Origin of the sequence: Kribbella kalugense, from assembly GCF_004365875.1 — a bacterium.
GTDB classification, from domain to species: Bacteria; Actinomycetota; Actinomycetes; order Propionibacteriales; family Kribbellaceae; genus Kribbella; species Kribbella kalugense.
Window position 1 is genome coordinate 1,264,089 of record NZ_SODF01000002.1, and the last position, 23,833, is coordinate 1,287,921.

The window sequence follows — 23,833 nt, forward strand, 5'->3', positions numbered from 1 at the left end:
GTGCAGCAAGCACTCGAGCTCGAGGGTCTGACCAAGGTCTTCGGGGATCAACGGGCGGTCGACGATCTCAGCCTGAGCGTGCCGGCCGGCTCGTTCTTCGGGGTGCTGGGGCCGAACGGCGCCGGCAAGACGACTTCGCTGTCGATGGCGGTCGGGCTGTTGCGGCCGGACGGCGGTACGGCGCGGATCTTCGGGGCCGATGTCTGGCGGGAGCCGACCAAGGCCAAGGCGCTGGTCGGCGTACTGCCGGACGGGCTGGGGATGCCGGAGCGGCTGACCGGGCAGGAAGTCCTGACCTACCTGGGCCTGCTGCGCGGGCTGCCCGAGGACGAGGTCAAGCGGCGTACGACGGAGCTGCTGGAGGTGCTCGAGCTCGATCACGAGGACGACAAGCAGGTGATCGGGTACTCGACCGGGATGCGGAAGAAGCTCGGCCTCGCGATCGCGCTGCTGCACGCGCCGCGACTGCTGGTGCTGGACGAGCCGTTCGAGGCAGTCGACCCGGTGTCGGCGGCGACGATCCGGACCATCCTGCACCGGTTCATCGCGGGCGGTGGTTCGGTGGTGATGTCGAGTCACGTGATGGCGCTGGTCGAGCAGTTGTGTGATCGCGTCGCGGTGGTCGCGGACGGCAAGGTCGTTGCCGCAGGCACCGTTTCGGAGGTGCAGGCCGGCGGCAGCCTGGAGGACGCGTTCGTCAGCCTGGTCGGCGCGTCGACCCGTGGTGCGGAGGGGCTGACGTGGCTCTCGCACTGACGTACGGGACCTCGCACACGCTGGTCCGGATGCGGCTGGCCTCGTTGCGGCACGCACTCAAGGACAGCTTCCGGCTGACCTGGATCGTCACCGGTGGTCTCGTCGGCCTGGTTCTCGCGGGCGGCACGATCTGGGTCGCGGCGAAGGGCGATCACGACGTACTGGTCGTCGTACTCGGGGTGTGGATGCTCGGCTGGGTCGTCGGGCCGTTGTTCGCCGGTGGTGGTGACGAGACGCTCAAGCCGGAGTACTTCACGATGCTCCCGCTGCCGCCGCGCACGCTCTCCACCGGTCTGCTGGTCGCTGCACTGGCCGGTGTCGCACCGATCATCAGCCTGATCGCCCTGCTCAGTCTGGTGATCTCCGGTGGGACTGTCGCTGCGGCTCTTGTCGCAGTACCCGCACTGCTGCTCCAGCTCTTCTGCTTCATCCTGGCGTCGCGGCTCGCTGTCGCGGTGTACGGCGTACTGCTGCAGGTGCGGGCCGGTGCAGTGATCGCCGCGCTGGTCAACGCGTTCATCCTGGCCTTCACGGCGCAGGGGTGGGCGTTGATCGTCGCATTCGTGTCCACCGACGTACAGGGCACGATGGCGAAGGCGGCCCGGATCGCACCGTCTGGTTGGGGTTTCGACGCTGTGCAGGCCGCAGGTCGCGGTGACTGGCTGCAGGTGATCGGTCTGCTCCTGGCACTCGCCGTACTCGCGGGAGCGATGCTGTTCGCCTGGTCCGCTCTTCTGGTACGCCGTACGACGGCCAGCCACGCCAACAGCAAGCCGCGACGTCTACTGACCGCGAAGACTCCGGGAGGAGCCGCTGCGGCCAAAGAGATCCGCTCGTGGACCAGGGACCTGCTCTACGGCCACAAGGCCATCTTCGCGATCGCGTACGGACTGTTCTTCTGCATGATGCCGTTGGCGATCGGACTGAAGTCGATGCTGCCGTGGGCCGGTCCGGCTGCTGTCGTGATGGCCGGCTCGATGTCGTCCAACCTCTACGGCGCGGACGGTACGGCGTTCTGGACCACGCTGATGACACCTGGTTCGGCCCGGCCGGACGTGCGCGCCCGTCAGCGGGCGTTCCTGCTGGTCTTCGGTCCGTCGACCCTGATGATCACTCTGCTGCTCACCTGGTGGTCCGGGTACCACAGTGCTTGGCCGCTGGTGCTGAGTGCGCTGCCTGCGCTCCTTGGTGGCGCGGCCGGTCTGATCGTGGCGTGCTCGGTGTATTCCGCCGTACCAACGACCGATGCGCACAAGCGGTCCGGCAACCCGCTCAACTCGGGTGAGAACGAGGGCGAGACGATGGGCCTCGTCTACGTGATGCTCGTGCTCGTCGCGACGACCTGTGCACCGGCGCTGCTCGTGGCGCTCAACGCCGGCTGGTGGGGCGTGCCGGTCGGCCTCCTGTCCGGCGTCCTCTGCTGGTGGTACTTCGGACGCGTGGCGGCCCGGCGTCTCGACAAGCGGGGTCCTGAGCTCCTCACGCTGCTCAGGCACGGCCGATCGCCCGCGGAGCAGGCCAAGAAGACCGCGGGGTTCGATGCGCTGCCCAAGTGGCGGCGGACGCTCGCCGGCTTCTGCCTGGGGTTCGGGGCGATCCCGTTGTTCCCGCAGGCCGTCGTACCGGCGATCTTCAAGCTGACCGGCAACCACGACACCAAGTCCTGGTTCCTGGCGCTCTACCAGACCGGACCGTGGCAGTGGGTGGTCATCGTGCTGATGGCCGCGTTGGGGTTGTCGATGTACGCCTTCGGCGGGCTTACCTACTACCGCGCGAAGAAGCGCGCTCCGGGTGGGTCTGTCGCGGCAGTCGCAAGCTAGGCGCGCCGCGGTGCCGGGCCGTCTGGGTCGGGGTGATGGTGCGGTGGTTGCGCAGCATCCAGATCGCGACGGCGGCCGCGGCGATCAGACCGGCGATGCCGGCGTAGTCGGTCATGCTCATCACAGTTCTCTCTCCGGGCGGTGGGCTCGGCGGCGGCGAGTTCCGCTGGGCGTCTGACCGGAAAGTGACGGGCGCTCACCCCTTCCGTGATGGCACGGCAGTGTCGTGGCTGAATGGTGCCAATAGGAAAGCGCCGAATTCCTGAAAGGGTGGTGCCCGGAGGTGGGGTGGATGCAGGACGGCTCGTTGCTCGACGCGCGCGAGGAGCAGGCCTACCGGTTGCTGGTCGGCCTGTCCGCCGCGCGGGCCGCTGAGCTCGCCGAGGTCGCCGACCTGCCGCAGCACGAGACGGACGAAGTGCTGCAGCGGTTGCAGGCAAAGGGGCTGGTTACGGTCCAGGAGGCCGACGAGCCGGTCTTCAGCCCGCTGCCGCCGGACGTGGCCTTCGGTACGACGCTGCTGCGCCGGCAGGAGTCACTCGAGGCGGCCCGGAAGACGGTGTCCGCGCTCAGCGAGGAGTTCCGGGCCAGCGCCGGCCGTCGGGACGCGCACCACCTGGTCGAGGTGATCATCGGCGCCACCACCCTGCGCGAACGGCTGCGAGACCTGCAGAACTCGGCCCGCGAGGAGATCCTCTGGTTCTGCCGCGCGAACCCACTGGCGATGCAGGGGGCCGACAACACCGAGGAGTACGGCGCTCTGTCCCGCGGCGTCCGGTACCGGGCGATCTACGAGCGCGCGCTGATCGAGACGCCCGGTGAGCTGGACTCGATCGCCGAAGGGGTCAGCTGGGGCGAGGAAGCCCGCGTATTGCCCACGCTGCCGGTCCGGATCGCGATCGTGGACCGGTCGACCGCGATCTGCCCGCTGGTCCGTGACGACGAGCAGAGCATCGGTGAACCGTCCGCCGCGATCATCAACCGCGGTCAGCTCCTCGACGCGCTGCTGGCCCTGTTCGAGAGCCACTGGGAGTTGGCGACACCTGTGCGGCTCCAGCCCGACGAGAAGCAGCCGGTCGAGGGCTTGGACGACTCCGAGCGACTACTGCTCTCCCTGCTGGTGGCCGGCGTACCGGACAAGTCGATTGCGAACCAGCTCGGCATCAGCCGCCGTACCGTGCAGCGTCGTCTGGATCGACTGATGACGCTGGCAGGTGTGGACACCAGGACCGGTCTGGCCTTCCAGGCGGCGAAACGCGACTGGCTCTAGCCAGTCGGACCGGCGGCGGACGGGGAACCGCCGCCGGCCCGCTGGGGTCTAGCGGACGCCGTACGCGCGGATCACCGTCTGGGTGATGCTCCCGCTCGCGCTGCTCGCCTTCACCTTCAGCGAGACTGTGTCGTGCGCATTGGGTACGACGGCCAGGTAGTGGCCGAGGGCACCTACTACGACAAGCCGCTTCCACGTCTTGCCTTCGTCGAACGACGCCCAGGCCTGCAGACCGGTCGCCTTGGATGACTCGAAGCCGATGATGTGCGTCCGGGCTGCCACGCGACCAGTCAGGTCGACCGGAACCTTGTAGCCGACCTGCTGCAGCGGTAGCGGCACCGCCTTGTCATCCGGCTGCTTCGCCGAGCGGAACTCCCAAGCGGTCTGGGTACGCGTACCCCAGTTCCACTCACCTTCGGTGTCATTGCGTTCGGTGGACAGGTCCAGCTTGTACGCCGCGTTGTCGCTGGACGTGATCACGTCCTCCCACGCGTCCGGCAGCTCGGCCACGACCTGTCCGTTGCGAGACAGGGTCGCCGAGGACGAGGTGGTCTCGCCGACGGTGTAGTGCCCGGCCGCGTCCACAAACGAAGGAATGCGGAGCGACAGCCGGTCTCCGGTGCGCGTCGACTGCACACCGGGCGCCGCGGCCGGACGGACCACCGGACCGAACCACGTCTCGTCCGACGTACCACTCCGGTAGCTGCTCGGTACTGACGTCATCCCGCCGGCCAGCGGGTTCATGTCGTCCCACGTGTAGAGGTGGTGGACCCGGTGCTGCCAGAGCGAATCACCGGACGTGACCCACTCCTCCCGGACCTTCGGCGTCTCGACGAACCGCTGGGCGTCGTTCCACGAGTACTCCTGCCACGGACGCCAGCCGAACCGCTGCTCTTTGGCCCAATTGAACCCACCGTTGTCGGCGTACCGCGTGGTGATCCGCGCACTGTTCGCCGCGGTCACCTTGTAGTCGATCTTGGCCGGGATGGCCCCGGTCGAGACCTGCTGTACGTCGTACAGGTACGGGCTGGACGTGGTCAGCGTGAGGTCAATCGAAGCCTTGCCGCGAAGCTTCTGCCCGTCCTTGAACGTGGTGACCATCGCCGGGATCGGCTCCCGGTCGCCTGTCGGTCGCCAGACCGTCCACGCCGACCAGTCGGCCGGCCGCACCAGGATGACAGCTGCGGCGCCGGCTGCCGCGGCAGCCTTGATCTGCTCCTCCTCGTCCTCGGAGTCAAGCACGACCAGCGCGCCCTTCGCCTTGTCCAGCGAAGTGACGATCGGGAACCGCTTCTTGCCTTCGTACGACGGCGACTGGTGCAGCAGGTTGATGTCGAGCGGACCGGGCACGCCGGGGACCGTCGCCTGCACCATGGGCGCGACCAGCTGCCAGCGGGACGAGAACTCGAAGCTGCCGTCCTTGACCGGCTTGGTCGGCGTCACGTTCACCTGCTTGACCGTGCTGAAGTGCATGACGCCATGGCTGATCGAGCGCCCGTTGCCGTACACGCGATGCACGTAGTAGCTGAGCACCGCCTGCTGCTCCGACGGCTTCGGCGTCTCGATCGTGATCGGGACCGCCTTCCGCGCGTCGATGACGATCTCGGTGTCCTTGCTGACCACGACGTTCGGATCGGTGAACAGACTCGCCTGCTCGTCCTGCGGGTCAGAGTTCTCCACCAGCGAGTGCAGCAGGTACGTGCCCTCCTCGACCTCGGCGGTGTAGGTCCCGCCGTTCGGGATCCACGCGAGTACGTCGGATCGCGAGTTGTCGCCGTACAGCGAGATGACCGGGACGCCGGTGGGCTGTCCGTCCAGGCCGACCGCGCGCAGCGTCACCTTGTGCTTCGGACCGGACCTGAGTGCGCCGACCGCGGTGTGGGTGACGACGCCGTCGGGGCCAGTGGCAACGATCCAGCCGCTGTACTGACCGCGTCCGAGCTTGACCGGATCCAAGGCCAGCGGTACGTCGGTGCTGCCCTGCGCTGGGACTGTAACGGTCGCAGGGATGCTGAACCCGTCGGTCTCCGGCTGCTTGTCGTCCAGGTTCGTCACCTGAATGGACAGCGTCAGGGCGATCGGCGCGTCGGAGTCGTTCCGGTAGGTGATGGTCCGGGTGCCCGCGTCGGCGGTCTGTACACCGAAGTCGGCGACACCGCTCGCGGTGACCTTCTGTGCCACGGCGCGAGTCAGGTCGACCCGGCCGGCGCCCTGCTGATAGACGGTCTGCTCAGGCTGCGTCTTCGCGGTGCTGACGAGGGCGTTCTTGAGTTGGTCGGCCTTCCAGTCCGGGTGCTGCTGGGCGAGCAGAGCAGCTGCACCGGCCACGTGCGGCGTCGCCATCGACGTACCGGATGCTGCTGTGTAGAGCTCGTCGACCGGGTCGCCCATGATCGTCCCGGCGGCTCGGGCCGCGATGATGCCGACGCCGGGCGCGGTGATCTCCGGCTTGAGGCCGGCGTCGCCGAGCCGCGGTCCACGGCTGGAGAAGTCCGCGAGCTGGTCGTTGCGGTCCACGGCTCCGACGGTCAGCGCGGAGGCGGCGGCACCCGGCGTACCGACGGTCTCGTCCTGGCCTTCGTTGCCAGCAGCAACGACGAACAGGGTGCCGGTCTGCGCGGTGATGTCGTTGACCGCCTGGCTGAGTGGGTCGGTGCCGTCGGTGGCTTCACCGCCGAGGCTCATGTTGACGACCTTCGCGCCCTCGGCCGCGGCCCACTCCATCCCGGCGATGATCCAGGAGTCGTACCCGTACCCGTCGTCGCCGAGCACCTTGCCGACCAGCAGGTCGGCCTTCGGCGCGACGCCCTTGCGGGTCCCGCCCGCGCCCGCACCGGTGCCGGCGATGGTCGCGGCGACGTGCGTGCCGTGGCCGAAATGGTCTTCGGTGCCGGTCGGGCTGCCGGAGAAGTCGAAGCTCTCCTTCACCTTGCCGGCCAGGTCCGGGTGCGTCGCGTCAACGCCGGTGTCCAGTACGGCGACCTCGACGCCGGAGCCCTCGTAGCCAGCCTTCCACGCATCGGGCGCGCCGATCTGCGGGACGCTCTTGTCGAGCACCGGACGAACCTTGCCGTCCAGCCAGATCTTGGTGATGCCGCTGTTCAGCGAGCGCGCACCGGCGGCCGGCTTCAGCGATTTCCACAGGGCAGGCAACTGGTCCTTGGCCGCGTCCACAGCCCGGCCGCCGATCGACGGGAGCTGCCGCGTGGTCGTCGTACCGGCCAGACTCTGCGCGGCCCGGACGCCAGGCGTGTCCTTGACGATGAGCGGGAGGTTGGCGGCGGCGCCGTACCCGTCGGCGATCAGCTCGTCGACGTCGAACAGATCCACGTCGAGGACACCGGTGGAGACGTACGGTACGGCGTCGCTCGGCAGGACCCGGAGTCCGCCGTCGGCTTCGATCGTGTGGAACGAGACGCCTTCGCGGCCGGGTGCGGGCCGGACCGTGGCCGCCTTCTTGCCGTTGCCGGCGTCGGTCACTTCGACGACGTCGCCGGTGATCAGAGTGACAGCGCTCGTCTTGGGGCCGAGGTTTCCGGCCGGGGACGGGGGCGCGGCGGTGGCTGGGTTCGCCGCCACCACGCCCAGGGTCAGCACCGCTGCGAGGGTGACAGCGGTGATGCGCGAGGAGGACATGGGCAATTCTCCTTCGAGAGGTTTGGGGCAGGCACACCTCTTCTTTCGAGAGAGTTTGCAATCCAGTCACAGCAATCGCGCCTGTCCATCACTGCCGTAGCTGCGACATGGCGCAACCACGCCAGCACCGGCACCATCAGGACCATGACCGCACAGGTGGTACGTAGGTGGGGATGGCTGGGCACGTTCGTGATCGGCGCCGGGCTGTACCTCGCCGTCCTGGCCGTGCTCACCGACACCGGGAACCCGAACCTGTTCCCGACGCTGATCCTGCTCGGTGCGCTCGTCGTACCGCTGACGTTCGTGACGTTCGCGGCCGGGCGGTCCGGGCGGTGGCTGATCGACGGGCCGACGCTCGGCGGCTGTCTGCTGTTCGGCGGAGTGGTCGGGGTGGTGGTCGCAGGACTGCTCGAGTACGACGCGATGCGGCGGCTCGGCACGCTGCCGATGGTCGGCGTCGGGCTGATCGAGGAGGCGGCCAAACTGGTCGTGCCGGCGATTCTGGTGATCTTCTTCGGCCACCGGTACCGGACGTCGATCGGCGGCGGCATCGTCATCGGGGTCGCGGTCGGCACCGGGTTCGCCGTACTGGAGACGATGGGCTACGCGTTCGTCGCACTGCTCGAGTCGAACGGGGACGTCGGCGCCGCCGAGCAGACGCTGTTCATCCGCGGCCTGCTGTCGCCGGCTGGACACGCGGCCTGGACCGGGCTGGCGTGCTGGGGTCTCTGGCGGTTCGTGATGAAGCCGACCGGCAGGCATTTCGCCGGCTTCATCGGGATGTACGCGCTGGCCGTCGCACTGCACAGCGCCTGGGACGGCATCGGCGGCCGCATCACGTACGCAGTGGTCGGCGCGATCTCGATCGGTCTGCTGCTCTACGGCCTGCGCCGGGCCCAGCGCTCCGACGTCCCAGTGACCGTTTAGACGCTCAGCCGAGTCCTGACGCTCGACCCGTGCCGCTCGGCCGGGACGACCCACGAGGACACGATCAGTTGCTGAGATAGCGGCGCCGAGCCATGGACATTGGGTGCCGGACTGAGTACGGTCCGTAACGGCGTCCGCCACACGCCACCCTTTGTCGGTGAGGTGCTGCCCGCCAGTAGTACCTCGCTGGTGGATGGGCAGAGCAGGCTGCGGCGGACAGTCACGGCCTGATGGGGGCCCATTCACTCAGGTGGGGCGCTGAACGACACTCACTCGTTCACCGCCCCACCGGTTCAACTCTTCATCGCGTGTTCGCAGGCCGGATGTTCGGTAGCCGGACAATCTGGGCAGACTGACCGCGTTCGGTCCCCAACCGCCCCTGGGAGTAGCCGTGTCCCGATTGTTCCGTCCGGCGCTGCTCGTCACCGCCGTCCTCGCGTTGCTCGGTGGCGTTACGAGCGTTACGCCGTCCAACGCCGCCACCACGATCACCGTCGCGACAGCGATCGGCCGCCAGGACAACTCCACGGCGTCCGTCACCGGGTACGTGGTCGGTCAGCCGACCGCTACCAGCACTGTTGTCCGCAGCAACTTCCCGAACGACTTCGCGCTGGCGCTCGCCGACTCGGCCAGCCAGACCAGCACCTCGTCGATGCTCTACGTCCAGATCCCGACTGCGTTCCGCGCGTCGTACGGACTGCAGAGCAACCCGAGTCTGCTCGGCAAGCAGATCACAGTCACCGGCACGCTGGCGGCGTACTTCTCGCACCCCGGCCTGAAGAACGCGACCGCGTTCACCGGCGGTGGCGGCTCGGACCCGGGTGATCCCGGCGATCCGGGCGACTACTACGCAAACGCGGAAGGCAAGACCGGCGCCGCATTGAAGGCCGCGCTGCACACGATCATCTCCAGCCAGACCAAGCTCACCTACGACCAGGTCTGGGACGCGCTCGAGGTCACCGACCAGGACCCGAACAACAGCAGCAACGTCATCGAGGTCTACTCCGGCCGCTCGATCGCGAAGAGCAGCGAAGGCGGCGGCGTCGACGACTGGAACCGTGAGCACGTCTGGGCCAAGTCCCACGGCGACTTCGGTACGGCGACCGGCCCGGGTACCGACATCCACCACCTGCGTCCCGAGGACGTCTCGGTGAACTCGGCCCGCGGCAACCTCGACTTCGACAACGGCGGCAGCGCGGTCGCCCAGTGCTCCGGCTGTACTGCGGACTCCGACTCGTTCGCCCCTCGGCCGGCCGTTCGTGGTGACGTCGCCCGGATGATCTTCTACATGGCCGTCCGCTACGAGGGCGACGACGGGTTCCCGAACCTCGAGGTGAACAACTCGGTCGGCAACGGCACCGCGCCGTACATCGGCAAGCTGTCGGTGCTGAAGGCCTGGGCCGCCGCCGACCCGCCGGACGCGTTCGAGAAGAACCGCAACGAGGTCATCTACAGCCAGTTCCAGCACAACCGGAACCCGTTCATCGACCACCCGGAGTGGATCAGCTCCATCTGGCCGAACTAGGGCTTACTGGCTCTTCGCCTGCACATCCCGAGTGGAGCCGCCCGGACCCTGAGCCGGGCGGCTGTGCCCTGAACGCTCGCTGCTGCTCGCGACCTGCGCCTGGAGGCCGACCGGGTGGGCGAGGCCGGACCGGGCGGCGTCGAGGCCGAGCCGGATCTGAACCCAATCCCGGAAACCGGGGTCGGCGACCATGATGTGGTGCTTGCCGGACCTGGCGAGCAGACCGTCGGACAGCAGATCCTGCGCGGCCTTGTCGCGTTGCCAGGTCGACCCGTCACGCACGGGCTCCTTGCTCGGCCGCAGAATTCCTTGCGGGCCACCGGCCGCGGTCTTGACCAGCAGATTCTTCTGAATCGCGGTGCAGTTGTACCAGGCCGCGCCGTACAGCAGTTCCGACCGCCCGTTCAGTCGCGCCGCTGCGGCGTTGGCCACGGTCTCGGTGATGCCGGCGCCCGGTCCGACCAACTCGAGCGCCGAGCTGGCGAGCGCCCGCAGCCGAGCCGGATTGCCGTTCGCCTCCTTGACCAGCTTGTCGATCGCCGCCGGCTCGTGCGAGATCTTCGCCTTGCTGAGCGGCTCGGCCACGGCCGGACCGAGCTCCTGCTCGCCCCAGAGCGGAACCTTGCGGAGATCCATCTTCAGCGGCGTGGTCGTGGCGACCTTGGACTTTCCTCCGGAGGCCGTGCGCAGCCGGGTGACCGACTGCTCGCCGCCGGCCGCGATCAGGAACACCGACTTCCTCGACTCGTACATGTGCTTCGACAAGGTGGACAGCGAGACCATGTCGTCGTCGGTCGCCGCGTCGAGATTGTCGATCATGAACAGCACCGGTTCACGCTTGGCCGAGCCCAGCGTGCCGAGATAGTCCGCGAGCTCGGGCAGGCCGACGCCGACGTTGTCGGACTGCACGCCCTCGACGGACTTGTGCACACCGATCTGGGGACCGCTGGACGGGCCGAGCCGGAGCTGCTTGGTCTTCATCTTGTTCTGGGTCCGCAGGGACAGCTGGCTGAGGAGTTTCTGCACGTGCTTCGCCTCGGCGTCACCGAAGTTCTTCCGGATCGAGTCGAGTTGCTCGTTGACCGCGCGGACGACCCGGAACTCCAGTGGTTCACGCGGGGTGGCGTCGAGCCTGATCGTCGTCCACCCCTGCTCGTCGGCCATCGCCTTCGTCCGGCTCAGTTCCTGGCTCGTGCCCACGCCGGGCGGGCCCGCGAACAGGATCGTGTTCCCGTCGGGCTTGCGCTGGTCGAGAGACAGCGGCAGGCCGTCGTCCTCGCCGACCCGGTCGAGCCGGACGGCAGGATCGCCGGCGGTACCGAGGATCTGATTGATCCGGGTCGGGTCGGCCGTCGGATGGATCGGCGCGATCCGGGCAGCCGGCTTGGTGAGCTGCAGGAAGTAGTCCTCCGGAGCGGCCGGATCAACTTCCGGGTACGGCGCTCTGATGTGCTCCCGCAGGCGCGGCTCGGGGATCGTGACGTACTCACCGTTTTCACGGAGCAGTCCGCGAGCGACCAGTTCCTGGCGGGCGGCATCGATGTCCTGCCATTTGTCCTCCCCGGCCGCCTGCAGCACGTCGGGCATGAACAGGCCGTTGCGGTCCTGCTCGGCCACCGTGGCCAGCAGCTCCCGCTCGGCGTACCCGCACTCGTCCAGGCGGGACTCGTACTGCTGCTCTTCCTTGGTCTCGAACTGGACGATCGCCGCGGCTGCCACGTCCGCGGTGAACCCGGTCCGGGGGTCCGCCAGTGCTTCGGCTGCCTCCGCGAAGCCGCGGAGCCGGTACGGACTGCCGTTCGCCGCCCGGACCAGGCGGTCGACAGCCTCCTGCTCGTACGGCATCTCGGCCCGCCGCAGCGGTTCGGTCAGGGCCGGCCGCAGTTCGGCGTCGGACAGCGGGCCGATCTCCCGGACGCTGAACTGGTTCGTGAACGTGCTGGCGATCCCGGACATCCGTTTGGACGCCGCCATCATCATGGTCGTCGACTTCGCGCCGCCGGCCGCGACCAGCCAGACCGGCAGACCGCTCTCTTCCAGATGGATGGCCAGCTCGTTCAGACCGGCGCGGTCGCGGTCGGAACCTTGGTCGACGTCGTCGATCAGCAGCAGGACCGGTTTCCCGCCCGCGAGCTTGCCGAGGTCGCCGGCCAGGTCGGTCAGGGTGGTGCCCAGTTGGTCGTACGGCGTGGTGTCGCGTTCTTCCTTGTAGATCGCCTGGCCGACGTTGATCGGCCCGACGCCGAGCGGGACGCGGAGCTCATAGCCCCACCGTGACCTCCGGCCGCTCTTGGTCAGGTCACCGACGGTCCTCCGGAGTTTCCGGACTGCCCACCAGCGGAATCTCTGCTTCAGATTCTTCGACTCGGCGAGGATCGCGTTGCTGATGTGGTGCTCGAGCGGGACGTTCTCCGACGCCGCCAGCCGGACGGTCAGATAGTCGTTGCGCTTGGCCACTACCTCGGCGTGGTTGAGCTCCCAGGTCTTGCCCATCCCCGGCGGCCCGGCATACAGGACCGCGTTGCTCACCGGCAGTTTGTCGCCGATCGAGATCGGCCGGCCCTCACCGTCCGTGCGCAGGATCGAGTGCTTCGGCTGCTCGGAGTCGCCGAAGATCTTGCTCATTGCTACAGGGTGCGGACCGTAGCGGTCGCCGACACGGGTTGTACATGGCCGATCGGTTAACAGTGGGCCCCCGGCAGTTGAATCGGACCGCGCGCTCAACTGGTCTACAAGCGGCGGCCCGATCGCGCAGTACTGCGCCGAAAGGCTTGGAAGTGGCCTGTACCGCTGTCACGCTCAGTGAAAGGCTTCATTACCCGAGGGAATGATCATGAGACGAGTGCTGACCGGGCTGCTCGCGGTGCCGATGCTGGCGCTGGGGTTTGCCGCGTCCGGGGTGTCTGCGCAGGCCGCCGCCGATCCGGATCTCCACATCACCTCCGTGACGCTGAACAAGACAGCCGTGGCCGTCAGCGGACTGAACACCGCGGTGGTCACCGTGACGGTCAAGGGTTCGTACGACACCGGTACGCCGTCGGACAGCAACACTCCCGTCAATGTGATCCTCGAGCGGACCGGCGGCTCCGGCTCGGAGAGGACGCTGTTCTCCACCAACCTGCCGCGGGTCGCGAGTAACGGGACCTGGAGCGGGCCGCTGCAGGTGCCCTCGACGGCCAACGGCACGTTCAAGGTGACGGGCGTGATCACCGGCCCGTTCTTCCCGGGCAGCGGCAGCATGACCGAGCCGACGCCGTACGCCGGTCCTTCGCTCGCGGTCACCGGCACGCACATGCCGAGGATCAGCGCGTCGGTGATCCCGAAGGTGGTGCCGTTCGGCAAGCCGTACTCGATCAAGTGGGCGGTCACCGACGGCCAGACCGGCAAGCCGTACGGCAGCCGGCTCCGCGTCGTGCTCGGGGTGGACAACATCTGTGCCGAGTACTTCGGTCCGGGCTCCACGAATCTCACCGACGTCAACGGCGTGGTGACCGCCGCTCATGGGGCCGCGGACGCCGAGGCCGTCAACTGCCTGCTGCTGCCCGGCAACCCGTCGTCGAACGGCGGACTGGGCCTCGTCGTGGCCAGGCCCGGCGTCGTCACGGCCACGCCGTCGAAGACCAGCGCCAAGGTCGGCGCGATCGTTCCGGTGAACGGCGTCGTCCAGGGCGCGCCGTCAAGCTGCAAGGTGTACCTGCAGCGGCTGTACGGCGCTACGCAGTGGAAGACCGTCAGCCCGGCGGGCGCCATCCGGTCCTACAGCGGAAAGTTCGTGCTCAACGCGCAACCGGCGTACAAGGGTCTGATCCCGTACCGCGTCTGGTTCCCCGCTTGCTACAACTACCAGGCCGGCGTCAGCAAGGTCTTCTACATCCGCGGACTCTAAGAGGGCGTCTAGGGCGGATGGGTTAGCCTACTTAGGTAGCCCTAACTTATCCGCCCGAGAGGACCGTGGTCGCGTGACCAGCCCAGCACCCCGTCGTAACCGCGTCTGCAAGCGCGGCGTCGTCAGCCGGACCGAGCGGATCACTCCGCACATGATCCGGGTGGTGCTGACCTCCGACGACTTCGTCGACAACGGCTGCACCGACCACTACGTGAAGCTGCTGTTCGGCAAGGCCGGTGTCGAGTACCCCGAGCCGATGGACATGGGCGTGGTCCGGGAGACGTACCCGGCCGAGCAGTGGCCGACCATGCGGACCTACACCGTCCGCAACTGGGACGAGGCCGCCCGCGAGCTCACCATCGACTTCGTCTACCACGGCGACGAGGGGATCGCGGGTCCCTGGGCGGCCGCCGCGCAGCCGGGTGACGTGCTGTGGTTCAACGGTCCAGGTGGCGCGTACACGCCCGACGAGGCGGCCGACTGGCATCTGCTGGTCGGCGACGAGAGCGCGCTGCCTGCGATCGGCGCTGCGGTCGAGCAGTTGCCGGCGGGTGCGCGGGCGACCGTTCTGCTCGAGGTGGCGGACGAGACCGAGGAGCAGAAGTTCGGCGGCTCGGGTGATGCCGACGTGCAGTGGTTCCACCGGGCGACCGCCGCCGGCGAGCGGGGCGACAGCCTGGTCGCGGCCGTCGAGGCGCTCGACTTCCCGGACGGGACGCCGCACGTGTTCGTGCACGGCGAGGCCGGCTTCGTCTTCCGGATCCGGAAGAACCTGTTCCAGCAGCGTGGCCTCCCGCGCGACCGCGTCTCGCTGTCTGGCTACTGGCGCCTCGGCAAGAACGAAGACGGCTGGCAGGCCGAGAAGGCCGAAACCGCCAGGGCCGAACGCTCCTAGAGCCCGCGGCGTTCGGCGAGTACTTCGATCAGGGTGGTGGACTGGTTGGTCGGGAGGACCCAGTCTTCGCCGTTGGCCTGGAGGATGACGGCTGGGCCTTGGCTCGGGACCGCGTGCGTGACGGCGATCGGGAACTTGAGGCGCTCCGAACCCGAGAGGGAGAACTCGTAGGTGCCGGTGATCCCGGTCAGCGGATAGGTGCGGAACTGGTGTTCCGACCGCGGGACCGGGTGGGACTGGATGGTGACCGAGTCCGCGCCGACCAGGACGGCGGCGAGCGGGATGCCGCGGAGCCGGAAGACCAGCTCGTACGGCGTCCCGGCGAGCTCGGGGATGAACGGCACCAGCAGCACGCGATCCGCGAAGCGGGCCAGCAACAGGCCGACAACGATCCCGACGATCAGACCGGGCAGCGCGAGGATCGCCGGCCACCAGACCCCGACCGCCAGCGGGAACAGCGTGATCATCAGACCGGCCAAACCGCCGTACAGCCCGGCGACGCCTGTCCACCAGCGCGGCTGGTACCGCTGCCGTCGCCGCAGCACGAGCCCGACGACCAGCATCGCCACCGGTACGACGCACCCGATCCATGCCGCCACCGGCCCGGTCGACGCGATCACCGCGACGACCACCAGCAGGAGCACCGGGATGCCCAAATAGATCGATGCCACAACCCGCTGCACACGTCGGTGCCTAAGCTCCACGGGAAAACCCAAGCACATCCGGGCCGAACCACCTACTGTGCCGAGGGTGATCGAGATCCCCGCGAAGCTCATCCGGAACCACAGCGGGTCGGCACCCGACTGGCTGGCCGGGTTGCCCGGAGCCGTCGATCGGTACGTCGACCAGTGGCAGCTGACCGTCACCGGCGACCCGCTGAACGGCGAGGCCTCCTTGATCCTGCCCGTCGTACGGCGGGACGGGACCGAGGCGATGCTCAAGCTGCAGCCGGTCAACGACGAGAGTGAGAGCGAGGCGCTCGCGCTGCGGACGTGGAACCACGACGACGTGGTCGAGGTGTTCGAGGACGATCCCGAGATGTCGACCCTGCTGCTCGAGCGGCTCGAACCGCGGATGCTGAACGACCTGCCCGACCCCGTCGAGGCGACCCGGATCCTCGCCGGGCTCCTCACCCGGCTCAGCGCCGTACCCGCACCGCCCGGCATCCGGCGGCTCGCGGACGTCGCAGCGCAGATGATCGAGGACGCTCCTGCTCTGATCCCGCGGCTGACCGACCCGGCCGAGCAACAGCTGGTACGGCGTTTTGTCGCGCAGGTGACCGAGTTGCTGCCCGAGTCAGGCGACCGTTTGCTGCACTGGGATCTGCAGTACTTCAACGTGATGGCGTCGAGGCGGCAGCCGTGGCTGGTGATCGACCCGAAGCCGCTGGCCGGCGACCCGGCGTTCGAGGTGTTCCCGGTGCTGTGGAACCGGTGGGACGACCTGGTTGCGACGGGTGATGTGGCGCAGGCGATCCGGGATCGGTTCGACCTGATGCTCGAGGTGACCGGTATCGACCGGGACCGGGCGCTGGGCTGGACGGCGGGCCGGATCCTGCAGAACGTCCTCTGGTTCACCGCCGGCGGCGACACTCGGATCGAGGCCGAGTTGAAGGCGGTCGCTGATGCCCTCTTCGCGTGATTACATGATTACGTGACTACTCCGACGCTGTACGAGTGGGCCGGCGGGCACGAGGCGCTGCGCCGGCTGACCGAGGTGTTCTACGACAAGGTGCTCGAGGACCCGATCCTGGCACCGGTCTTCGCGCACATGGGCGAGAACCATCGCGAGCACGTGGCGATCTGGCTCGGCGAGGTGTTCCGCGGCCCCAGCCGGTACACCGACGAGTTCGGTGGCTACCCGGGGATGCTGTCGCACCACCTCAACCTCGGCCTCACCGAGGAGCAGCGATCCCGCTGGGCGGCCCTGATCGCCGCCAGCGCGGACCCGGCCGGCCTCCCCGCCGACCCCGAGTTCCGCTCGGCCTTCGTCGCCTACATCGAGTGGGGCACCCGCATCGCCCTGGCCAACTCCCAGCCCGGCGCAACCCCGCCCCCGAAGGCTCCCGTTCCCCACTGGGGGTGGGGCGAGGCCCCGCCGTACCAGCCCTAACCTCCCGGGCGCCGCGCGGGTTGTTGAGCTGGCAGACACCCGTGCAGGCGCCGAGGGACTGTGGGTTGGATACAGTCGCGGTTCACGTTGTGTCCGTCGGCGGGGATGCGAGGGTTTACCTGTGACCGCTCAGCTCGAGTACCCCGACATCCAGGACACCGACGCGTTGCTGTCCGTCCAGGGGCTGTGGAAAGTGTTCGGCCCCAAGGCGCAGCGCGTCCCGCATCGCCCCGACCTGGCCGCGCTGGACCGGGCGGCGCTCTACAAGAAGACCGGCTGTACGGCGGCCGTCCGCGACCTCAGCTTCGGTGTCGCACCGGGCGAGGTGTTCGTCGTGATGGGCCTGTCCGGGTCGGGCAAGTCGACCCTGGTTCGCTGCCTGACGCGGCTGATCGAGCCGACCGCCGGGCGGCTGATCTTCGAGGGCGAGGACCTGCGTGCGGCCGACGAGAAGCGGCTGCGTGCACTCCGGCGGAGCAAGTTCTCGATGGTCTTCCAGCACTTCGGGCTGCTGCCGCACCGCAAGGTGATCGACAACGTCTCGTACGGACTGGAGATCCGCGGCGAGAGCAAGCCGGACCGGCGTCGTCGCGCCCAGGAAGTGATCGATCTGGTCGGCCTGGCCGGTAACGAGCAGCTGTACCCGGAGCAGCTCTCGGGCGGCATGCAGCAGCGGGTCGGTCTGGCCCGTGCGCTCGCCGGCGATCCCGACGTACTGCTGTTCGACGAGCCGTTCTCCGCGCTCGACCCGCTGATCCGGCGTGAGATGCAGACCGAGGTGGTGCGGCTGCATCGCGAGGTCGGCAAGACGATGGTGTTCGTCACCCACGACCTGTCCGAGGCGTTGAAGGTCGGCGACCGGATCCTGTTGATGCGCGACGGCGCCGCGGTCCAGTTGGGCACCGGCGACGAGTTGGTCGGGGCGCCGGCCGACGACTACGTGCGCCAGTTCGTCCGCGACGTACCGCGGGCCGACGTACTCACGCTGCGCTGGATCGTCCGCGACCCGCGGCCGGACGAGCCGCTCGACGGGCCGGAGCTCGGCCCGGATCTGCTGGTCCGCGAGGCGACCCGGCTGGTGCTCGAGTCGGATCGCCCGGTGAAGGTCGTCGACCACGGCGCGCTGCTGGGTGTGATCGGCGACGAGGAGATCCTTGCCGTCGTCGCGGACACGAACTGATGGCGTCGATCACCGGTTCCGTCGAGATCGAGGTACGCCGACCCCGCCGCAGCGTGGTCGTCGGCGTCGTCCTGGTCGTCTGGGTCGCGGCGTACTTCGTCCTCCGCGGCATCGACACGCTCGTCCTCGGCGGTCAGGAGACGACCGCGCTGCACCGCTGGCTGAACGACCATCGCGACGACGTCGGCCAGGGCAACGTCTTCTTCGACGCGATCCGGATCGCCGTCGACCACTTCGTCGTACTCCTGCAGAACCTCGTCTCGCAGCCGTCGTTCGACCGCCCGGTCCCGGCGATCGGGTGGCTCGGCGTGGTCGCGATCTCGGCGTACTGCGCCTGGGCGTTCGGCAACTGGAAGGTCGCCGTACTGACCGCTGCCGGCCTCGGCTTCGTCGGGGTGCAGGGGTTGTGGCAGGAGAGCATGGACACGCTCGCGCTGACCGTCGCGGCCGTGCTGTTGTCGCTGCTGGTCGCGATCCCGCTCGGGATCTGGGCCGGGTTGTCCGACCGGGCGTTCAAGGTCGCGACGCTGGTGCTCGACCTGATGCAGACGCTGCCGACGTTCGTGTACCTCGCGCCGCTGACACTGTTCTTTGCGATCGGACCGGCTGCCGCGACCATCGCCACCCTGATCTACGCCGCGCCGCCCGCCGTCCGGCTGACCGCTCACGCGATCCGCTCGGTCCCGCCGGAGAGCGTCGAGGCGGCCCGGTCGCTCGGGTCGACCCGTGGGCAGACGCTGACCAAGGTGCTGCTGCCGATGTCGCGGTCGACCGTGGTCGTCGGCATCAACCAGACGATCATGGCCGCGCTGTCGATGGTGACCGTGGCCGCGCTGATCGACGCGCCCGGTCTCGGACAGACCGTGCTGAAGGCGCTGCAGACGCTGGACGTCGGTGTCGCGTTCAACGCGGGCCTGGCGATCGTCGTGCTCGCGATCGTCCTCGACCGGGTGACCACGGCGGCCGGTGACCGTCCCTGGCGTACGGCGAACCGTCGCCGACGGATCCTGCTTGCGGCCGGCGGCGTCGGGGTCCTGGTCGCGGTCTGGTTCTCCCGGACCTACGTGTGGGCCGCGGAGTTTCCCTCGCAGATCGGCATCGGTTCGCAGATCGCGAAGGTCGCCTCCGACGTGACGAACTGGGTCCAGGACGTGTTCGGCGGCTTCACGTACGGCGTGCGTGACGCGGTCACGAACGGTCTGCTCAACCCGCTCGAGGCGCTGCTGACGGGGTCGCCGTGGTGGCTCGTGACCGTGGTCGTGGTCGCGCTGGCCGCCGTACTCGGAGGCTGGCGAGGTGCGGTGCCGGCGGCGGTCTGCTTGGGGCTGCTGGTCGCGACTGGCGTGTGGCAGGACAGCATGGTCACGCTGGCGTCGACGCTGCTCGCGACCGTCGTAGTCGTCGCTGTCGGGCTCGCGCTCGGCGTGTGGGCCGGGCGGAACCGGCGGGTTGACGTCTGGATCCGGCCGGTGCTGGACGCGGGCCAGACGATGCCGCCGTTCGTGTACCTGGTGCCGTTCCTGGCCCTGTTCGGGACCAGCCGGTTCACCGCGATCGCGGCCGCGGTGGTGTTCGCCGTACCGGTGACCACCAAGATCGTTGCTGACGGCATCAAGGCGGTGCCGGTCGCGACGGTGGAGGCGGCGAACTCGGTCGGGTCGAGCAGCTGGCAGGTGATCAGCAAGGTGCAGCTGCCGGTGGCGCGGCGGGCGATCACGCTCGCCGTGAACCAGGGCCTGATCTACGTGCTCTCGATGGTGGTCGTCGGCGGCCTGGTCGGCGCTGGTGCGCTTGGGTACGACGTGGCCGCCGGCTTTGCGCAGAGCGAGTTGTACGGCAAGGGGTTGGCCGCCGGACTGGCGATCGTCCTGCTGGGCGTCATGCTGGACCGCATCACGCAGGCGGCAGCCCGCCGTACCCAGAATTTCCCTAGTAGAGGAGACAAGCAGTGAAGAAGCTCCGGTACGCCGGTGTGCTGACAGCGGTGGCGCTTGCGCTGACCGGGTGCGGTGGAGAGAAGGTCGGGGCTGACAAGCCGGCCGCCGCGGGGAAGGACTGCGGCACGTTCAACCTGACGGTGAGCCCGTGGGTCGGGTACGAGGCGAACGCCGCGGTGGTCTCCTACGTGGCGACCAAGGATCTCGGCTGCAAGGTGGTGGAGAAGAACCTGAAGGAGGAGATCGCCTGGCAGGGCTTCTCCACCGGCGAGGTCGACGTGAACCTGGAGAACTGGGGCCACGAGGACCTGAAGCAGAAGTACATCACCGACGACAAGGTCGCGGTCGAGGCCGGCTCCACCGGGGTCAAAGGCGTGATCGGCTGGTACGTGCCGCCGTGGATGGCGAAGCAGTACCCGGACATCACCGACTGGAAGAGCCTGAACAAGTACGCCGGGTTGTTCAAGACGTCGGAGTCCGGCGGCAAGGGGCAGTTGCTCGACGGCGACCCGTCGTACGTGACCAACGACGAGGCGCTGGTGAAGAACCTGTCGCTGAACTACAAGGTCGTGCAGAGCGGCAGCGAGACCGCGCTGATCCAGGCTTTCCGGGACGCGGAGAAGAACAAGAAGCCGCTGCTCGCGTACTTCTACGAGCCGCAGTGGTTCTTCAACGAGGTCAAGCTGGTCAAGATCAACCTCCCGGCGTACAAGACGGGCTGCGACGCGGTTCCGGCCAAGGTCGCCTGCGACTACCCGCCGTACGACCTGGACAAGATCGTCTCGAAAAAGTTCGCCGACTCCGGCAGCCCGGCGTACGACCTGGTGAAGAACTTCAAGTGGACCAACGAGGACCAGAACGCGGTCGCCCGGATGATCGCGGTCGACAAGCTCACCCCGGACGCGGCCGCCGAGAAATGGGTCAAGGACAACCAGTCGACGGTCAACACCTGGCTCGGCAAATAGCCTGAAGTGCCCTTGAGCTTGTTCACACGGGCCAGGGGCAACTATCACGATGTTGAGGAGCAACGCCGACGACACGCCGGAATTCGGACAAAACCGGGTAAGTTCGGATTCATGATCATCGTGACAGCTGCACTGAAGGGCGGGGTCGGGAAGACAACCACGTCGGTGTACTTGGCCGCGCTGGCATCCTCCAACCGTCGTACATCCACTCTGATCGACGCCGATCCGCAGGGCAGCGCCGCTGACTGGATCGCGGAGTCGGACGACGAACAACTGAATCGGATCGAGATCGCGGAGGCGCCGACCGAACGACTGCTGAACAAGGCGCTGGACAAGGTGCCGCCGGAAGGCATCGGCATCGTCGACATGCCGCCGTCGCACGAGCGGCTGCTGAACAAGGCGCTCGAACGGGCCCGGATCGTGATCATCCCGACCCGCGTCGGCGGCGTCGAGACGCCACGGGTCAAGGCCGTGATGGAGCTGGTCCCGGACGATGTGCCGGCCGGCCTGGTGATCTGCTCGGCGCGCACCTACACCCGCTCGTACCAAGAGGCGATGCAGCTGTACGCGCAGGAGGGCATCCCGGTCTGGGGCACCATCCCCGAACGCGTCTCCATCACCGCCGGCCCGACCGGCCCGCTGGCCGCCGACGGCCTCGAGTCCTACAAGAAGGTCTGGCGCAAAATCCTCGCCGCCGCCCGCAGCTGACGGACGGACGTCTCAGGGGTCAACCCCTGAGGTGGACGGTTGCCCCCCGAGAATCTGGGTGCGCAACCGACCAACTCAGGGGTTGACCCCTCAAACGGTCAGCGTTGGAGGGGTGGTTCGCCGCGGACGTACGAGCGGATCACCGTGGCTGCTGCGCCTCGGGCCCAGTCGTCGAAGGTGTGCGAGCGGAGCATCAGGCGGCAGTCGCCGGCCGCGCCGAACGCGTGCTCGGCGAACGTCCGCCGCATCCGCTCCTCGTAGAGGTCGTACTCCGCGACGCCCTCGCCCGCGATCATCACCAGCTCGGGACCGACCAGGTTCACCATTGCGGCCAGCGCTGCGCCGATCACCTCGCCGGCCCGGTCGAACGCCTCACGGGCCTGCTGGTTGCCCTCATGCGCGAGCTTGATCGCGCCGGCCAGGTCCAGGTCCGCCCGCCCGGTCGTCTCCCGGGTCCGGGCCAGGATCGCGTCCGACGACGCAACGGTCTCGACGCAACCCCTCCGTCCGCAGGTACAGACCAGGTCGCCCGGCGCCAGCGGGAGATGGCCGAGCTCGCCCGAGACGCCGTACGCGCCGGAGACGACCTCGCCGTTGATGTAGAGCCCGCACCCGATGCCGGAGCCGATGGTCACGACTGCGAACGAGTCCGCGTTCACCCCGACGCCGAACCAGTGCTCGGCCACGGTCAGCGCGCGTACGTCGTTCGACACCACGATCGGCACCCGGACCCGCTCGCCCAGCAGCTCCGCGACCGGAACGCCATGCCAACCCATCAGCGGTGAATCCCGCACCACACCGTGCGCCGCGTCGACATCACCCGACACCGCGATCCCGATCCCAGCGAGCGGACCGGCCACCGCCGTGCCGGCCTTCAGCGAACCGATCAGCGCCTTCACGTGATCGGCGAGCCGGTCGATCACTGCCTCCGGATCGGTGGTGTCGAGCTCCTCGTGCCGGATGTTCAGGATGCCCGCGGTGAAGTCAGTGGTGACCCCGATCAGGCTCGTCGGCGTGATCTTGACCCCGATCACCGAGACGCTGCTTGGTACGACGGTCAGCGGGCTGACCGGCCGCCCGATGCCGAGCTGACTGTTCGCGTCGATCGGCGCGGCCGCCTGGTCGGTGACGAACCCGGTCTCGATCAGCGGCGCGACCGCCTTCGTCACGGCCGCCTGGGACAGCCCGGTACGGCGAGCGATCTCCACCCGCGGGATCGGGCCCTGAGTCAGGATTTTGGTCAGCACCTCGACACCCGCCGGCGTGGCCAGGGGAAGCGGACGATGAGGACGCAGCGGCACGAGAACAACTTACCGGCGTGTCATGCCTCCGCGCCGGTTTCTGCCAGTGTTGGCGACGCGAGTGCCCAGCGAATGGTTCTGGTGAGGCCGTCACCGGCTGCTCGGACGACGGTGTGCTCGGCAAGTGGGACGTAGGGCAGTCGGAGCGGCAGTCTGGTCCACCACGGGAGCAGTCCGACCGCAGCGGCCGTGAGTACGCCGTACGCGGGCCGGACTGTCCACGGGACGGGTGGGTGCACCAGCATGAACCGGGCCGCTTGCCGAGCCGCCGTTGTACCGCGGAGTTCTGGCTGGTACTCCGTCAGCACCTGACGGAGCTCGGCGACGGTGGTCGGCGGGTCGATCACGCCGAGCTTGCGGGCCACGAGGGCCGCGTCCTCGACGTACAGGTCCTGCTCCTCCGCGTTGAGCGGATGCAGCCCGTACCGCTGGTGGGCGGCGAGGAAGCTGTCCACCTCGGCCACATGCACCCACTTGAGCAGGTGCGGATCGGACGCCCGGTACTTCACCCCGTCCGGGCTGGTCCCGCGGACCCGCTCGTGCACCGACCGGACGTGCTCGATCGCCTCCTCGGCGGCCGGGATCGCGCCGTACGTCGTGATGGCGAGGAAGTAGCTGGTCCGGCGCAGCCGGCCCCACGGGTCGCCGCGGTAGCCGGAGTGCGCCGCCACGGCGGCCATCGCCAGCGGGTGCAGGGACTGCAGCAACAGCGCCCGCAGTCCGCCCGCGAACATCGAGGCGTCACCGTGCACCCGGCGGATCGGGCGGTCCGGTGCGAACCAGCGCGGTCCGGGAGTGTTGTGCACCCGGTCGCGCTCAGCGTGCGGATCCGGCCCGGCGACCTTCGTCAGAATCATCCGCGCCAGACCATCCCGCAGCGGGTTCAACGCAGTCATAGGACCAGTCTCCCCGCCA

The 23,833-nt window shown here is 68.5% G+C and carries 18 protein-coding genes; 13 read left to right on the top strand and 5 right to left on the bottom strand.

Features of this window, described 5'->3' with window-relative positions; genetic code table 11:
- The 3 genes from EV650_RS23885 (at position 1) to EV650_RS23895 (ending at position 3,846) form a co-directional block, all read left to right on the top strand.
- Positions 1-756: an ABC transporter ATP-binding protein gene (locus tag EV650_RS23885; protein ID WP_134121240.1), complete on the top strand. Its 756-nt coding sequence runs from the start codon at positions 1-3 to the stop codon at positions 754-756.
- Entirely contained in the window at positions 741-2,576 is a 1,836-nt protein-coding gene (locus EV650_RS23890) for a hypothetical protein (RefSeq protein WP_134121241.1), read from the top strand. The genes EV650_RS23885 and EV650_RS23890 overlap by 16 nt, the downstream gene beginning before the upstream one ends.
- Positions 2,577-2,868: 292 nt before the next feature.
- On the top strand, positions 2,869-3,846 hold the full coding sequence (locus EV650_RS23895) for a helix-turn-helix domain-containing protein (protein WP_134121242.1): 978 nt from the start codon (positions 2,869-2,871) through the stop codon (positions 3,844-3,846).
- 48 nt (positions 3,847-3,894) lie between these two features.
- Here EV650_RS23895 and EV650_RS23900 read toward each other — a convergent pair whose 3' ends face one another.
- Complete coding sequence (locus EV650_RS23900) at positions 3,895-7,482, bottom strand: S8 family serine peptidase (protein ID WP_134121243.1); 3,588 nt, start codon at positions 7,480-7,482, stop codon at positions 3,895-3,897.
- A 144-nt stretch (positions 7,483-7,626) separates the two neighbouring features.
- Between EV650_RS23900 and EV650_RS23905 the strand changes: the two genes are divergently transcribed.
- Both EV650_RS23905 and EV650_RS23910 read left to right on the top strand, forming a co-directional pair.
- Positions 7,627-8,409: a PrsW family intramembrane metalloprotease gene (locus EV650_RS23905; protein ID WP_134121244.1), complete on the top strand. Its 783-nt coding sequence runs from the start codon at positions 7,627-7,629 to the stop codon at positions 8,407-8,409.
- Between the two features lie 391 nt (positions 8,410-8,800).
- Positions 8,801-9,934, top strand: a complete 1,134-nt coding sequence (locus tag EV650_RS23910) for an endonuclease (RefSeq protein WP_238174415.1) — start codon at positions 8,801-8,803, stop codon at positions 9,932-9,934.
- Positions 9,935-9,937: 3 nt separating this feature from the next.
- On the opposite strand, the gene EV650_RS23915 is transcribed toward EV650_RS23910, so the two are convergent.
- Positions 9,938-12,559 carry a hypothetical protein gene (locus EV650_RS23915; protein WP_134121245.1) on the bottom strand — a complete coding sequence of 874 codons (2,622 nt, stop codon included), beginning with the start codon at positions 12,557-12,559 and terminating at the stop codon, positions 9,938-9,940.
- 208 nt (positions 12,560-12,767) lie between these two features.
- On the opposite strand from EV650_RS23915, the gene EV650_RS23920 reads away from it, so the two are divergent.
- The gene (locus EV650_RS23920) at positions 12,768-13,820 is read left to right on the top strand and encodes a hypothetical protein (protein WP_134121246.1); all 1,053 of its coding nucleotides are present in this window, start codon (positions 12,768-12,770) and stop codon (positions 13,818-13,820) included.
- A 73-nt stretch (positions 13,821-13,893) separates the two neighbouring features.
- Positions 13,894-14,715: a siderophore-interacting protein gene (locus tag EV650_RS23925; RefSeq protein WP_134121247.1), complete on the top strand. Its 822-nt coding sequence runs from the start codon at positions 13,894-13,896 to the stop codon at positions 14,713-14,715.
- Here EV650_RS23925 and EV650_RS23930 read toward each other — a convergent pair.
- Positions 14,712-15,386 carry a hypothetical protein gene (locus EV650_RS23930; RefSeq protein WP_134121248.1) on the bottom strand — a complete coding sequence of 225 codons (675 nt, stop codon included), beginning with the start codon at positions 15,384-15,386 and terminating at the stop codon, positions 14,712-14,714. The genes EV650_RS23925 and EV650_RS23930 overlap by 4 nt on opposite strands.
- A gap of 79 nt (positions 15,387-15,465) precedes the next feature.
- Here EV650_RS23930 and EV650_RS23935 point away from each other — a divergent pair, with 79 nt between their 5' ends.
- The 6 genes from EV650_RS23935 to EV650_RS23960 all read left to right on the top strand — a co-directional run bounded on the left by EV650_RS23935 (position 15,466) and on the right by EV650_RS23960 (position 21,617).
- Positions 15,466-16,356, top strand: coding sequence for an aminoglycoside phosphotransferase family protein (locus EV650_RS23935; protein ID WP_238174416.1), 891 nt, complete (start codon positions 15,466-15,468; stop codon positions 16,354-16,356).
- A 12-nt stretch (positions 16,357-16,368) separates the two neighbouring features.
- Entirely contained in the window at positions 16,369-16,827 is a 459-nt protein-coding gene (locus EV650_RS23940) for a group II truncated hemoglobin (protein WP_134121250.1), read from the top strand.
- Between the two features lie 121 nt (positions 16,828-16,948).
- Positions 16,949-18,007 (top strand): quaternary amine ABC transporter ATP-binding protein, encoded by a 1,059-nt coding sequence (locus tag EV650_RS23945; protein ID WP_134121251.1) that lies wholly within the window; start codon positions 16,949-16,951, stop codon positions 18,005-18,007.
- Positions 18,007-19,959, top strand: coding sequence for an ABC transporter permease subunit (locus EV650_RS23950; protein ID WP_134121252.1), 1,953 nt, complete (start codon positions 18,007-18,009; stop codon positions 19,957-19,959). The genes EV650_RS23945 and EV650_RS23950 overlap by 1 nt, the downstream gene beginning before the upstream one ends.
- Complete coding sequence (locus EV650_RS23955) at positions 19,956-20,909, top strand: ABC transporter substrate-binding protein (RefSeq protein ID WP_134121253.1); 954 nt, start codon at positions 19,956-19,958, stop codon at positions 20,907-20,909. The genes EV650_RS23950 and EV650_RS23955 overlap by 4 nt, the downstream gene beginning before the upstream one ends.
- Positions 20,910-21,020: 111 nt before the next feature.
- Positions 21,021-21,617 carry a ParA family protein gene (locus tag EV650_RS23960; protein WP_134121254.1) on the top strand — a complete coding sequence of 199 codons (597 nt, stop codon included), beginning with the start codon at positions 21,021-21,023 and terminating at the stop codon, positions 21,615-21,617.
- A gap of 98 nt (positions 21,618-21,715) precedes the next feature.
- Here EV650_RS23960 and EV650_RS23965 read toward each other — a convergent pair whose 3' ends face one another.
- Both EV650_RS23965 and EV650_RS23970 read right to left on the bottom strand, forming a co-directional pair.
- Positions 21,716-22,918 carry an ROK family transcriptional regulator gene (locus tag EV650_RS23965; protein ID WP_134121255.1) on the bottom strand — a complete coding sequence of 401 codons (1,203 nt, stop codon included), beginning with the start codon at positions 22,916-22,918 and terminating at the stop codon, positions 21,716-21,718.
- A gap of 20 nt (positions 22,919-22,938) precedes the next feature.
- Positions 22,939-23,814, bottom strand: coding sequence for an oxygenase MpaB family protein (locus tag EV650_RS23970; RefSeq protein ID WP_134121256.1), 876 nt, complete (start codon positions 23,812-23,814; stop codon positions 22,939-22,941).
- Between the last annotated feature and the right edge of the window lie 19 nt (positions 23,815-23,833).

Coding starts and splice junctions, on each gene's coding strand:
- EV650_RS23950 (WP_134121252.1), top strand. CDS start 18,007: ATGGCGTCGATCACCGGTTCCGTCGAGATCGAGGTACGCCGACCCCGC.
- EV650_RS23905 (WP_134121244.1), top strand. CDS start 7,627: ATGACCGCACAGGTGGTACGTAGGTGGGGATGGCTGGGCACGTTCGTG.
- EV650_RS23920 (WP_134121246.1), top strand. CDS start 12,768: ATGAGACGAGTGCTGACCGGGCTGCTCGCGGTGCCGATGCTGGCGCTG.
- EV650_RS23915 (WP_134121245.1), bottom strand. CDS start 12,559: ATGAGCAAGATCTTCGGCGACTCCGAGCAGCCGAAGCACTCGATCCTG.
- EV650_RS23895 (WP_134121242.1), top strand. CDS start 2,869: ATGCAGGACGGCTCGTTGCTCGACGCGCGCGAGGAGCAGGCCTACCGG.
- EV650_RS23970 (WP_134121256.1), bottom strand. CDS start 23,814: ATGACTGCGTTGAACCCGCTGCGGGATGGTCTGGCGCGGATGATTCTG.
- EV650_RS23900 (WP_134121243.1), bottom strand. CDS start 7,482: ATGTCCTCCTCGCGCATCACCGCTGTCACCCTCGCAGCGGTGCTGACC.
- EV650_RS23960 (WP_134121254.1), top strand. CDS start 21,021: ATGATCATCGTGACAGCTGCACTGAAGGGCGGGGTCGGGAAGACAACC.